Genomic DNA, 13823 nt, shown 5'->3' with positions numbered 1-13823 from the left:
CAATTATGCATAGGGTCCGAGTTAGCGGCTCCATGCATAACTGAGGAAAGCCAATTTCCTGATTAGGACAAACCAAAAGTATAAAGCAAACAGTAAAACGCCTGCCAAAACGAGCCTGCCTGCTTGATCAGCGGAAACTAAGACCCTCCTTATTCTTTTTTCTACTTGGCTTTTTCTCTTCTTAGAAACTTGGCTTGACTACCATTCACCGTTATTATGAGTGCTTTCTATCCTATTATTCTATAATTAGCCATGGAGGTAACTTCCACACCATAGTTTGGTGCTATCCCCAAATTTCCTCATCTTAAAAGTTACTCTCCAAATTAAAACCCATAAGTTTGTGTACCTAAAACACGCTTATGGAATTACTGCACGAAGAAGAGACTTTTGATAAAATTGATTTTTTGGGGAAGAAGCTGGCGGGTATCGAGTTTAATGCCTGTACGTTTAAAAACTGCAATTTTGCCGAAAGCTCTTTTTCCGGGGCTTTGTTTATTGATTGTACTTTCGAGACCTGTAACCTGGGTTTGGCGAACCTGGACCAGGCCAAACTGCAAACCGTGGCTTTCCGAAATTCCAAGTTGCTGGGTTTAAACTTTAGCCGCTGCGATAATTTTTTGTTTGCCGTTTCTTTTTACCACAGCAACCTGGATTTTACCAGATACGTGGGCAAAAAATTAAAAAAAACCCTCTTCGATACCTGCAGCATTAAAGAGGCCAACTTTGCCGAATGCGATTTGAGCGAAGCAGCATTTCTAAATTGCGATTTATACCAAACCTTGTTCAACCGCACTAATCTCACCAAAACCGATTTCCGGACGGCTTATAATTACGCCATTGATTTAGAGTTAAACACCGCAAAAAAAACAAAATTCTCGTCGGCGGGCTTAAGCGGCTTACTCGCCAAATACGACCTGGTGATTGAGTAAAATTTAGAATTACGCGAGCGTCCACGCTCGTGTTGCTCATCGTCCGGCCTCTGGCCGATAGTAATTTAACTCCAAGTCTTTTAATATATGTACATGGGTTATCCCGGCCAGAGGCCTCCCCGATAATCTTCACGAGCGTAGACGCTCGCGAAAGTGGTATTTATCAATACTTAAAACTCTACGTCCGAAGAGGTACTTTTTACTTATTTTGCAAAAGCCTATTTTGTTCTAAATAAAAGCCTGCTCCAGAACTAGGAGCAGGCTTTTCGGTTTTTAAAGATCGGCCGGGGCGTATCCTTCTACAAAAATGGGTTTCCCGGTTTGTGAACCTTCTACGGCTGCCAAATAAGCTTCGGCGGTTTTCGCGGCGTTGGGCCAAGGCGTAGGGTCCATACCGAGTTGCTCCGCCGTTTCGGCTACCCAAGGCGGGTGCACAATAACAATCCGGCGACCTTCGGTAAAATCCAGAGCGGCCGCTTTGGCAAAACCTTCCAGACCGGCATTTACCATGGCAATCATGCTGGTTTGCGGCGCGGGGGCGTACGCCAGAAAACCGCCGGTAATTACCGCCACTCCATTCGGGCGCAGTTTGGGTAATCCGTGGCGCACCAGATTAATCTGCCCCATCAGTTTACTCGTTAAACTCAACTGAATTTGTTCTTCGGTTAAATCTTGTAGCGCCACAAATGCCGCGCTTCCCGCCGCACTCACAATGGCATCTACCTCGCCTACTTGCTCAAAAAAAGCCGGAATACTGGCCGGATTTTCAATATCTACCGCTGGCTCCGAAGAACGGGAAACGGCAATTACTTCATGGCCTTTTTCCCGAAACAACTCCGCTACGGCTTTGCCAATGGTACCGGTGGCACCCAAAACAACTATTCTCATCAGGTCTGTTTTAAATAAGTTAGTTTTATAGTTTGTTATTGGCTTACTAGATAAGATTTAAATCAGGTTCGGCAAAACAATTTTATTTATAAAACTACAGAACAGGTTCCTGCCATCAGAATTCAGGGTCGCACCAATGTTCTTCTAATCCTTTTATGATGCTTATGGCTACCTTTGTTTTTTAATTATTATTGGGCGCGGGTACCTGGCTAAGCAAATAGTTTAATAAATCGGTACCCGCTTCAAAATTCTGGTACTCGGCCGGCAGCCGGCGGCCATCGGTGTACTCGTTGTAGAGCCAGGGATCGCCTACGGCAAACACGGTACCTTTGCCTACCTTAGCCACCGCCATTACTACGTCGCCTTTGTGATCCAGAACAGATTTGGCGGGCGCTTTCAGGGTTAAAGTACTAATGTCTTTCATAAAAAGCTGACGACCTGTTTTGAAAATGGAATGATTGGCCGGCACCACAATTTTTCCCATTTCAAACTGATTGCCTACCACTTTGTTTTTAGTTTCTTTTTTGAATTCTATCCCGAATGCCTGAGCCAAAGTATTAAACCGGTCGAATTCAGCATTGGGTAAATCGTTGCCCATGAGTAACAGCACGCCCCCGTTTTTCACCCAATCCGAAATAACTTTTACGTGCGCCGGTTCTACATAATTGGGCTGGGCTGTTTCTTTTTCGGTATCTGGGTCCACGATAATGTAAACACTGGCTTTTTTTAAATTTTCGGTGGTGGGCGCTTGTTTTAGTTCTAAAGTTTGGGCACCCCGGTAGCGGGCGTGGTCGCCTAGTAAAGAAAAGCCGTTATTCCCTTGCTCTTCCCACTTGTAATGAAACGGAATGGTTTGGCCGCTGGCATCTTTCATAAACTCGTTATTAAAATACCCGTCCAGTAAAATGGTTTTTCCTTTGCCCACCGCAGGAATAACCCGCAGCTCCATTTCATTAGCGGCTAGTAAGAAAGCGCCCACGCCTTTGGGATCATTGACTACCCGCTTTTCACTGCGTAAAAAATCAGAACTTTCGTCGCGGTAAGGACTTCCGCCTGGATCCGCAACTTTAACGGTACCATGCAGATTTACCTGACCCGCTTCATCGGTTTTAACAAATTCTTTCGTAATTCCGGCGTAGCCTTTTTGCGCCACCGCTTCGTATTTGATCGGTAAAAATCCCAATCTCACCCCTTTGGCCAGGGTATAAACCAGCATATTAGACGCCGAAGCTTCCGGAAAGTTGTGGGGAGCCGTGGGTTTATCTAAAATATGGTACCATAATCCTGATTGGGGGTCCTGTACTTTTTCTACGGCCGCGGCAAAACGCCCCAGCATTTGCAGTAAAGCGGCCCGTTGTGGGTGATTCGTCGGAAAATACTCCAGCACATCTACCAAGCCCATGCCGAACCAGCCCATGCCGCGGCCCCAGAAATCCGAAGCTGCATTACTGCTTTTATCCGTGCCCGTTTGCTTTCTCGATTCGTCCCAACCAGGATGTAATAAGCCGGTCTTGGTATCCCGCACGTGTTGCTCTAGGTTAATAAACTGGTTCGCAATGTCATCGAAAGCCTCCGGCCGATTAAAGGTGGCCGCGTACTCGGCGTAAAAAGGCTGTGCCAGGTACAAATCTTCGAGCCAGGTTTGATAAGGATATAATTTCTGGTGCCAGAAGCTACCTTCTTTGGTGCGGGGCTGGGTGGATAATTGTTGACGTAGTAAAGTGGCTGCCTGGTAGTATTTATTCTGCAGGGTTACTTTATGCAGGGTTAATAAAATCCGGCCATTTTTTAAATTATTTAGTTGCTGCTCCGCGGGGTTGTACCGGGCAATAGAGCCGTCGTTTTGCACAAATCGGTTCATACTGGTCTGCATGAACTTAAAATATTCGCCTTTAGCGGTTCTTCGCCAAATGTTTGTAAAACCTTCCAGCACCAATCCTTCGTCGGAGTTCCAGGTAACTGGTTTACCAGGCTGTACTACCAGCGAATCTTTCCAGATCGTCATGGCTGTAGTGGCCATTTTATCGGACCAGGCAGGGCCTGGCGTCTGGCTGTAAGACAATGATACCGGCACACAATGGCCGGCTATTACTAACACCAAGAATATATACTTTTTCATACTGTTTGCATTTAACTTAAACCGTAAATTCAAATGATTTTTTAAAAAACCAGGCTGAGTTGTTTCCTCATAGCTTAGTCCAGCATCCGGTTAGCTTCCACAGAAGTTTGTTTAAATGATGGCACAGAAACTATTTTACTCTAACTCAGATAATATACTGCTGCAGAATTTGAAACAGAGCCTGAAGCTACAAAGGTAAGCCCCTTCGCTACCTTATCGCTTCCGCTAAAGTTGGTTTACTTCGCTAGCAGCAGCTTTAATTGTTGTTTTTTAGTAGCCGATTGCAGTTGCAGAAAATATAAACCCGCTGCTTTTTTACTTGCCTGCCAGTTTAATTCATAGGTTTGATGGGCTTTTGCTTCTCCCTGGAACAAGGTGGCGATGGCTCTACCCTGGCTATCATAGATAAGTACAGTGGCAGGTTGGGTTTCGGGTAAAGTAAAGCTAATGGCTAATTGGTCGCCAAATGGATTTGGATAAGCGTTTAATTGCATGGGCGGTGCTTCACCTACTTCTTCTACCGAGCTAATTTCCCGGCTGGCTACAATGGAACTGGAAACCGGGGCTATTTTCACGAGCCAATAATCGGTACCTCCCTGGCTGGGCTGGGTTCTATCGCCACTCTCGCCAGAGTCGGAGCGGCCGCCCAGTAAGTACCCACCATCGGTGGTAGGTACTACCGCCCGCAACTCTTCTTTGGCACTGCCTCCAAAGCGCTGATCCCATTCTTTCTCTCCTTTATTGTTGGTTTGCAGTAACCAGTAATCACTCGCTCCCTGACTATCTTGACTTTTATTGCCATTTGCTCCGGAAGTAGAACTACCACCTAACAAGTAACCGCCAGCGGCGGTAAGTCGGATCGTGCGTAATTCATCATCGCCGCTACCTCCATAACGATTATCCCACATTTTTTTACCGGTGTCAAAAACCTGGAGTATCCAGTAATCTTTCCCACCCTGGTTCGGCTGGCTCTTGTCTCCGCTTTTACCCGAGCTGCTCGTACCGCCTAAAATGTAGTTACCGGTGGTTGCTCCCGTACTAGCCAAAGCCATGAGTTTGTCTTCGCCGCTACCGCCATAGGTTTTATCCCATACTTTCTGGCCAGTATCACTGATTCGTACCAGCCAGTAATCGCTGCCTCCCTTACTGTTTTCGCTTTTGTCTCCGCTGTTGTTAGAATCAGAAGATCCTCCTAAAAGAAAGCCTCCGTCTTGGGTTAACACTATACTTTCCAAAGTTTCATCCGCACTTCCGCCAAAGCGCTTGTTCCAAAGGTGCGTGCCCGCAGAATTAATCTTGATCACCCAGTAATCTTGTTTGCCTAAGCTGGGCTGCGAAATGTCGCCGGTAGCAGGAGAGTTGGTGGTGCCGGCCAATACGTAAGCGCCAGATGATAATTGCAGGACTTGTTTCAGTTCGTCGCTGCCGCTGCCGCCATAACGTTTGTCCCACTCTTTGGTGCCTTGTTGATCTACTTTTACTACCCAATAGTCCCGGTCGCCTCTACTGGTCTGGCTTTTATCGCCACTCTTTCCGGAATACGTGGAACCGGCTAGTAAGTACCCGCCGTCCGCGGTTTGAATTATCTTGTTTAAGTAATCATCTTCCTGGCCCCCGAAGCTTTTTTCCCAGAGTTTTTTCCCGTTTTTATCTGATTTCACGATCCAGTAATCGTTTTTACCCTGGCTCGCCTGGCTTTTATCTCCGCTCGCTCCTGATGTGGTAAATCCGCCAAATAAATAACCGCCGTCTTTTGTTCTAATAGCAGTTGTAAAGTTGTCTTTTCCCGAACCGCCGTAGCGCATATTCCATTGAGCTGTTACCAGGGTAGTTAGTTTCACTACCCAGAAATCAAATCCGCCTTTAGAATCTTCGGTTTTATCCTGGCTTTTCCCGGAAGAAGAAACACCTCCCAGAATGTACCCACCATCGTTTGCCTGGATTAGAGCAGATAAATAGCTTTCGCCGTTACCACCCATGGTTTTATCCCATTCTTTACTCCCATCCGCTCTTAATTTTACTACCCAGAAATCGCTAGTTCCTATACTGGCCTGGCTTTTATCACCGCCTTTTTCTGATTTAGAGCTTCCTCCCAGCAGATACCCGCCACTAGTAGTTTGTTGGAGAGAATACAAATAATCATTATTCTGGCCCCCGAAAGTTTTGTCCCAGACTTTGTTGCCGTTGTTATTTAGCTTTATTATCCAATAATCATTTTCACCTTCACCGGCACTTGTTTTGTCGCCGCTTTTTTCAGAACGGGAGTGACCACCGAGAATAAACCCACCATCCTGGGTTTGTTGTAAAGTTCTTAACCGGTCAGCAGCATTGCCGCCGTAAGTTTTATCCCAGGCTTTAGAGCCATCTTGGTTTAGTTTCACTACCCAATAATCCGTGGTAATACACTCGAAATTGCCACAATCGCCTTTATTGCTTTGCGTTTTGTCCCCGGTTTTGCCCGAAGCGGAAGTGCCACCCAAAATATAACCTCCATCGTTGGTCTGCTGAAGAGCGTACAATAAATCGCTATTGTTGCCGCCAAAACTTTTATCCCATTCTTTGGTACCATCGGCCTTTATCTTCACTACCCAAAAATCAAAGCTTCCTTTAGATTCCTGAGATTTATCGCCGCTTTTTCCCGATGAAGAATATCCACCTAGAATAAACCCACCATCGCGGGTTTGTTGAATAGCGGTTAGATAGTTTTCTGCATTTCCGCCGAAAGATTTATCCCAATCTTTACTTCCATCCGCTTTTAACTTCACTACCCAGTAATCATTATGACCTTGGTTGCTTTGGGTTTTATCGCCGCTTTTGCCCGAAAAAGAAGTACCGCCCAGAATATACCCGCCATCCTGAGTTTGACGCAACATAGCTAAATCATCGCTGAAATTACCGCCGATGGTTTTATCCCATTGTTGGTTGCCATTAGCATTTAGTTTTACTACCCAGTAATCATGATATCCTTTACTGGATTCTGATTTATTACCGCTTTTACCGGAAGCAGAATAACCACCCAAAATAAACCCACCATCCAGGGTTTGTTGGAGCGAGTATAAATCGTCGTAACTATCGCTCCCAATAGTCTTATCCCATAATTTAGTTTGAGCAAAAATAGCTACCGGCAAAACTCCTTGAAGAAGCAAGCTAACAAAGAAGCAACGCCAACTTTGCTTCCGGTTCCAGCATAAATAGCTCCGGTAAAAACGATGTAATCGTAAATACATAATTCTTGGATTTTAAATTGTTTGATCAACAAAATGGAAGAAAGGATTGTGGCAACGGAATATTTAAAGGTAAATGGCACTTGAATTCCGCTGGCCCGAAAGAAGAGTCTTTAAAAATAGATAATTATAAATGATAATACAAAAATATATTTACTAAATACAAATTTGCCATTACCAAAATGCTTCTATCTTTTTTGCAATGGATCTGCCTGAAAGGCTATCGAATTTTGCAGTAGAATGCCCTTTTAGCTTAGCCCGAAACGGAAATTAAAAGGATTTAATCCTGTTTTTTCAATCAAGTTCCCCTTCGCCCAATAAGGTACATCCCGCTATTTACCCGGATTAAACCCGTATTTACCGCCTCAACTCCCGGAGCATTCGTCCGTTAAATTCTTAGATGAGTTACAATAAATCCATCGTTACATCGGGCAAACGTGAAACTTAAGGTAAGTTATCGCTTCTTATTTGCTTTCCTGCTGGTAGCAATTAGTCGTGTTTCAGCTATTGGGCAAGGCTTAACCGCCGAGGTGTTTGCCGGTACTTCCTGGAGCTTGCCTACCCCGTTGCGCATCGAACAACCCGGCCAGGACGCGATCCGGTTGCGGGCCCGCTACCATACCCGCCCCTGGCACGGCTCGCCGTATTATGCCTACCGGGTAGGTTACCAAAAATGGAGCGCCGAACTGGTGCACCACAAAGTGTATCTGCAAAATCCCACCCCCGACATCCAGCATTTTGAAGTATCGCACGGCTACAATCTAGCCATAATTAGCCACACTTTACCTTTTAGAAACTCACCCAGTATATTTCGGGTAGGTTTGGGCCTAGTGATTGGGCACCCCGAAGGACGCATCCGCGGCCAGGCCATTAACCCGGTTAAAAGCTTTTTGGGTGGCGGTTATCATATTTCTGGTATATGCGTGCAAGCGGCAGTTGGTCCGCCTTTAAGCGTAGCCGAGCATTGGTTCTTCCGGCCCGAAGTAAAACTCACTGCCGCCTGGGCCCGCATGCCTTTGCTGGATGGCGGCACCGCTACAGTGCCCAACATTGCCCTGCATACTTTGTTCGGTTTTGGTTATCGGGGCAAATAGGGTACGAGCTGCAAACCTTATCCTGTACCATAAGTTTTCTGTTGAGCGAGTTTATACCCGTGACACATGCTGGTGAAAATATGCCAAGCTCTCCAGATGGTTTTTTCTCCGGGTAATGGCTGCTTTTTAGAGGGAGTAAACCCCGCCAGAGCCGCAATGGTGATCAGAGCTACCTTCACGGAAAGTTTCTTTTGGGCTGTTTGCTTTTCCAATAGCTCCACTTGCAAGGGCTCAAAGACTTGCTCGGCCTTCATGTCCGGGCTTTGCCCCGCCAGTTGCTTGAGCCACAGCAACTGCCAGGCAACAATCGAGAGCAGGGCAATAGCCTGGGACAGGCGTTGAAAGGTGTTAAACTGCAGCCGCTCCACCTGTAGTCCGTCCTTTAAAACCAAGTGCCAGCGCTCAATAATCCACCGTTTGCGGTAGTAGTCGAGCAATAGTAGCGCCGTGGCTTCATCCCCTACGTTACTGGTGGTGAGCAGATACCAGGCCACCGGCTCCTCTCCCGGTGGCGGGGCTACTTCGATCGCCTTCACTAGCCACAGCACTATTGCTGCTCCTTTTTTATCCCAGGAGGGCGGGCAAACCAACTCGCCCCAACTCACCTGCAACTGGGCAGTGCGCTCCTGCCGCTGCTTGGTTGCAGGTAACAAAACAGACCGGCTAACCGCATTACGACAACTTACCTGCCCCAGTGGCAGGCGCTCTGCTTGGTAATAAACATACCGCTGCAGGTGGTGCACCCGATACAGCAACTCCACGTTGGCCGACCGGGGGGCGGATAGATACTCGTAGAAGTCCGACTCGCTGTCGGAAACCAGCACCACCTGCTGCTGGGCACAGCGTTGCGCCGTTTGCCGGTAATGGCCACAACTGAGGTCTACCTCCTCTTTGGAGAAGATGCGCCAGGCGGCCCGGCGCAAATTACTACCGGCCGCACTGCTAAAAGCCAGCTCGGGATGCGCTAGCAACCGATCGGCTAACAAAGACAGGCTGTGGGCTTCTCTTCTATCTTCCACGGCACAATCTTGGAACTCTCTGCTACCCCAACTCTCTTCCATATTTCTAGCTTTCTTTCTGCTTTCTTTGTTTCTACGTTTTTTATGGAACAAGATAAGGCGAAGACGCTCGCGCCAGCGGAGAACCAACAGGAATAAGTTTAAATTTTTAAATTTCTGCTGGATTTAGTGTCCCCACTACTGAAAAAACCAGGGTAAAGTCTTAAACTTAGCCCATAATACTATTACTTGCCACTAAATACATCATTCTTAATTTTACTTCATGAATTTTAAATTTTTAAAATTTTGGCTTGTTCTACTGGCTATCACTTGCCAAATAAATCCGGCTTTAGCGCAAAACAGCGGAGCTCTAATCTGGTTGAAATCCGGGAACGCTTTTGTGCAGCAGGAAGAAGGGAATCTGGTAAAATTTACGTTGCCGGCGCGCGAAAAACAGGTAATGCTAGCAAAAGAAAAGTTAATCCCGACGGGCCAAACTACTCCCCTGGCTTTCCGCAGCTTTTCTTTTTCGCCGGATGAGCAGAAGATTTTGCTTTTTACCAATACCCGCAAAGTGTGGCGGGCACATACCCGGGGCGATTACTGGGTGTATGATTTAAAAAACCAAAGCTTAGCGCAAGTAGGTAAAAACCAGCCAACGGCCAGTTTAATGTTCGCGCAGTTTTCGCCTGATGGCAACCTAGTAGCCTACGTGAGTCAGCACAACATCTACGTGGAAGATTTATCCGCCAAAACTACCAAGGCTCTTACTACCGATGGCACCCGTAAGTTGATTAACGGTACTTTTGATTGGGCCTACGAAGAAGAGTTTTTCTGCCGCAATGGTTTCCGGTGGAGTCCCGATGGGAAAAAGATTGCTTACTGGCAAATCGATGCCAACCAGGTAAAAGATTACTTTATGTTCAACCTCACGGATTCGGTGTACTCCCAGATCCAGCCCGTGGAATACCCCGTTGCCGGCGAAGCGCCGTCCCCTTACAAAATTGGGATTGTAGACGTAGCCTCGTCCAAAACCACCTGGCTGCAAATCCCCGGCGACCCGCGCCAGCATTACGTGCCGCGCCTGGAATGGACCGCTAACCCGAACGAGGTTATTTTGCAGCAACTCAATCGCAAACAAAACACCAGTCGTTTGTTTATTGGTCAGGCTGGCACCGGCAAGGTTACTCCAATTTACGAGGAACACGATGCCGCCTGGATTGATATTTTACCTTCCTGGGATCAGAAATACGCCACCGGCGGTTGGGATTGGCTCAGTAAAGGCCAGGAGTTTTTGTGGGCCAGCGAGAAAGACGGCTGGCGCCACTTGTACCGGATCAGTCGCGATGGTAAAAAAGAAACCCTGGTTACCCGGGGCAATTACGACGTTATGGAAATTGTAAAAATAGCGGAGCCCGAGGGAATGGTGTATTTTATGGCTTCGCCCGAAAATGCCACGCAAGCGTATTTGTACCGTACCCGCCTGAACGGTAAAGGCCAGGCCCAACGCCTCTCGCCCGCTACCCAACCCGGTACGCACGACTACGTGTTATCACCCAACGCCCAATTTGCCCGGCACCAGCTTAGCAACTACTACACGCCTTTGGCTACCGAATGGGTAAGCCTGCCCGACCATAAACCGCTGGATAAAACCAGCGCCGTAGCCGATGCCTTGGCCAAAGCTGACAAAGCAAAAACCAACCTGGAATTTTTAAAAATTAAAACCAGCGAAGGCGTAGAAATGGATGCCTGGATGCTTAAACCCGCTAATCTGGATAAAACTAAAAAATACCCGGTAATATTTTACGTGTACACCGAACCTTGGGGCCAGATTGTGAAAGACGAGTACGGCATTGGCAGCAACCGTTTGTACCGTGGCAATATGGCCCAGGACGGCTACGTGTATGTAGGTATGGATAACCGCGGTACACCGGTGCCCAAAGGCCGGGAATGGCGCAAAAGCGTTTACCGCAAAATTGGCTTAATCAACATTAAAGACCAAGCCCTGGCGGCAAAAGAAATTTTGAAAATGCCGTTTGTGGATACCTCGCGGGTGGCGGTTTGGGGTTGGAGCGGCGGTGGCTCGGCTACGTTAAACTTGTTATTCCAGTACCCGCAGATTTATAAAACCGGCATAGCAGTAGCCGCCGTGGGTAACCAGCTTACCTACGACAATATTTACCAGGAACGTTACATGGGCTTGCCCCAGGAAAACAAAGAAGATTTTGTAAAAGGCTCCCCCATAACTTACGCCAAAAACCTGCGCGGCAATTTACTTTACATCCACGGTACCGGTGACGACAACGTGCATTACAACAACGCCGAGCAACTGATTAACGAGCTGATTAAACACAACAAGCAATTTCAGGTGATGCCCTACCCCAACCGCTCGCACAGCATTTCGGAAGGTATCGGCACCCAGGAACATTTATCTACGTTGTACACCAATTATTTAAAACAACATTGTCCGCCGGGGGGAAGGTAAAAAAGAGAAAAATTTAAAAATTTTGATTTGTCGGAGATAGAAACAAAAAAGCCAGGCGTTTTAAGTCTGGCTTTTCTTTTTACTAAAGCATTTCTACCTTAGTTCGTTTACACTATGTTTATACGGAGCTACTTTCTAGCAGGTTACAGGCAACAGAATAAAATTTATCTAGTTATTGATTTTTCAATTTGCCTTACCATTTCCTGTAAGAGCTATTTCTCTTGATGAGATATTATCTTCTTTTATTTATAAGCATAAACTTGTTAAACGTTATTCTTTGGAGCCTTTTCAGGGCTCCAGGCTCAGGTGCTATCTAGTTTGAGATTTCAAGTTTTGCCTCGTGGCCGGCGGGCCTCGTTTGGCTCTCTCGCACTTGCTAGCCTTCCTTTCCTCGACTCCGTCTGCGGAATTTTGCTGCGCAAAACCAGAACCCTAGCAGGTGCTCAACAGCCAAACTGGTGTCAGTGGCGCTTAGTTACCGTTTTTAGGGCGCACAATAGTTTAGATTAATAATCTGTTAAGATTTATGACTGAAGTTTTTAATGTTTACGATTGGACCAACCTATTGCTCAATAATTAAAAAGTCCTGTTGAGCCTGTCGAAACACCTAATACATACCATTTTATAGGCCCGATAAATCAAGGCAGTATGCTTTGGATTTCTCGTCAGACTCGAAAAGACACGATGTTCTAGAAAAATAAGTTAGTAAAATGGTAGAATTTCCAATGCTAAGCGCAAAGACACCAGTTTGGCTATTGAGCACCTGCTAGGGTTCTGGTTTTGCGCAGCAAAATTCCGCAGCGGAGCGAGGAAAGGAAGGCTAGCAAGTGCGAGAGAGCCAAATGAGGCCCGCCGGCCATGAGGCAAAACTTGAAATCTCAAACTAGATAGCACCTGAGCCTGGAGCCCTGAAAAGGCTCCAAACAACAACCCGCCAACTACATAAAACTATCCGAAACAAAAACATGATAAAAATCATGTTCCCAAAAGATTCGTATCATATATAAAACATACCGCCGAATTTAGTTTTGTAACTAACCGGTAAAAGCAGTTACAGCTTTCCAGTTTTTTTAAAATTTTAAAAATTCACTTAACTGATAAAGCGATGAAAACAATTCTGGTACCAACCGACTTTTCTGAAAACGCCCAACACGCTTTACAATACGCTGCTGGTTTAGCGCAGGAACTCGCCGGAAAAATAATTTTGGCGCACGTCATTGCCCGGCCCATAACGCCCCTGGATGGCAACCTCACCATGCCCGTAGACTGGAACCTGCCGGAAGATTATACCGCTGAGTTAAACCAAATTTCCGAAAATTTAAAAAAACAATACCCAGGGATCAACATTACTACCATTTGCCAGCACGGTTACCTGTTCACGGACCTGAACGAGCTGGTGAAAGTTAACCAGGTAGATTTAGTTATAATGGGCACTAAAGATGCCGGCGATTTTGTCACCAATTTAATTGGCACCAATACCTTCGGGTTTATGCAGGAAGCGCACTGCCCGGTTTTAGCAATCCCCATGGGAGTAACTTATAAGGGCATTAAAAACATTGCCTATGCCTCCAGCTTCGAAAACACCGAAAAAAATTACCTGCAACAACTATTTGGGGTAGCCGCAACTTTTCAAGCGCAAGTATCTATCGTAAACATTAAATCAGAGCGCCAGTTAGATCTGGTAGATGATGCGCAAATAATTAAAGAAATTCAAAAACAATTCCCGACAAATGCTTTTTGCGTGGCACAGAAAAAACAAAACAACATTAAAGCAGGTATTCAGGAATTTATACAGGAAACGCAGGCCGATGTTTTAGCCGTGGCTATGCAGGAACGTCCTTTTCTGGAAAAATTATTTCATAAAAGTCTTACCAAACAATTATTGCATCAAACTTCCTTGCCGCTACTAAGCCTGCCGGCAAAACCGTATCGGATACCCGTAACTAACCCCGCCTAGCATGGCCGGAGTAATCTCTTAAGTTATCCTTTCGGAGAAGTGCTGGTACTTTTAACCCATATTAATTAAGTAACGATCACTAACAGGTGGCTAATTTTTAAATTTTAAAGCCAATAAAGGCTTTTTACT

The 13823-nt window shown here is 46.2% G+C and carries 8 protein-coding genes; 4 read left to right on the top strand and 4 right to left on the bottom strand.

Annotated features, from left to right (window positions below; translation table 11 throughout):
* Positions 1 to 359 precede the first annotated feature (359 nt).
* Positions 360 to 929, top strand: a complete 570-nt coding sequence (locus tag HUW51_RS13245) for a pentapeptide repeat-containing protein (RefSeq protein WP_185270120.1) — start codon at positions 360 to 362, stop codon at positions 927 to 929.
* A 273-nt stretch (positions 930 to 1202) separates the two neighbouring features.
* Here the strand turns inward: HUW51_RS13245 and HUW51_RS13240 are convergent, their stop codons facing one another.
* The 3 genes from HUW51_RS13240 to HUW51_RS13230 form a co-directional block, all read right to left on the bottom strand.
* On the bottom strand, positions 1203 to 1817 hold the full coding sequence (locus HUW51_RS13240; RefSeq protein WP_185270119.1) for a short chain dehydrogenase: 615 nt from the start codon (positions 1815 to 1817) through the stop codon (positions 1203 to 1205).
* Positions 1818 to 1998: 181 nt separating this feature from the next.
* The gene (locus HUW51_RS13235; RefSeq protein ID WP_185270118.1) at positions 1999 to 3936 is read right to left on the bottom strand and encodes a glycoside hydrolase family 88/105 protein; all 1938 of its coding nucleotides are present in this window, start codon (positions 3934 to 3936) and stop codon (positions 1999 to 2001) included.
* Between the two features lie 236 nt (positions 3937 to 4172).
* A complete protein-coding gene (locus HUW51_RS13230) occupies positions 4173 to 7163 on the bottom strand; it encodes a T9SS type A sorting domain-containing protein (RefSeq protein WP_185270117.1) in 2991 nt (996 codons plus the stop codon).
* A 434-nt stretch (positions 7164 to 7597) separates the two neighbouring features.
* Here HUW51_RS13230 and HUW51_RS13225 point away from each other — a divergent pair, with 434 nt between their 5' ends.
* On the top strand, positions 7598 to 8254 hold the full coding sequence (locus HUW51_RS13225) for a hypothetical protein (RefSeq protein ID WP_185270116.1): 657 nt from the start codon (positions 7598 to 7600) through the stop codon (positions 8252 to 8254).
* Positions 8255 to 8271: 17 nt separating this feature from the next.
* Here the strand turns inward: HUW51_RS13225 and HUW51_RS13220 are convergent, their stop codons facing one another.
* Positions 8272 to 9366 (bottom strand): IS4 family transposase, encoded by a 1095-nt coding sequence (locus HUW51_RS13220; protein WP_185270115.1) that lies wholly within the window; start codon positions 9364 to 9366, stop codon positions 8272 to 8274.
* A gap of 169 nt (positions 9367 to 9535) precedes the next feature.
* On the opposite strand from HUW51_RS13220, the gene HUW51_RS13215 reads away from it, so the two are divergent.
* Complete coding sequence (locus HUW51_RS13215; protein WP_185270114.1) at positions 9536 to 11737, top strand: S9 family peptidase; 2202 nt, start codon at positions 9536 to 9538, stop codon at positions 11735 to 11737.
* A gap of 1105 nt (positions 11738 to 12842) precedes the next feature.
* Entirely contained in the window at positions 12843 to 13694 is an 852-nt protein-coding gene (locus HUW51_RS13210; RefSeq protein WP_185270113.1) for a universal stress protein, read from the top strand.
* Positions 13695 to 13823 lie beyond the last annotated feature (129 nt).

The sequence above is a fragment of the Adhaeribacter swui genome, from assembly GCF_014217805.1.
In the GTDB taxonomy this organism is placed as follows: domain Bacteria; phylum Bacteroidota; class Bacteroidia; order Cytophagales; family Hymenobacteraceae; genus Adhaeribacter; species Adhaeribacter swui.
Note: the sequence above shows the minus strand (reverse complement) of the source record. Positions and strands in the feature narration are given on the sequence as shown.

Coding starts and splice junctions, on each gene's coding strand:
- HUW51_RS13245 (WP_185270120.1), top strand. CDS start 360: ATGGAATTACTGCACGAAGAAGAGACTTTTGATAAAATTGATTTTTTG.
- HUW51_RS13240 (WP_185270119.1), bottom strand. CDS start 1,817: ATGAGAATAGTTGTTTTGGGTGCCACCGGTACCATTGGCAAAGCCGTA.
- HUW51_RS13235 (WP_185270118.1), bottom strand. CDS start 3,936: ATGAAAAAGTATATATTCTTGGTGTTAGTAATAGCCGGCCATTGTGTG.
- HUW51_RS13230 (WP_185270117.1), bottom strand. CDS start 7,163: ATGTATTTACGATTACATCGTTTTTACCGGAGCTATTTATGCTGGAAC.
- HUW51_RS13215 (WP_185270114.1), top strand. CDS start 9,536: ATGAATTTTAAATTTTTAAAATTTTGGCTTGTTCTACTGGCTATCACT.
- HUW51_RS13210 (WP_185270113.1), top strand. CDS start 12,843: ATGAAAACAATTCTGGTACCAACCGACTTTTCTGAAAACGCCCAACAC.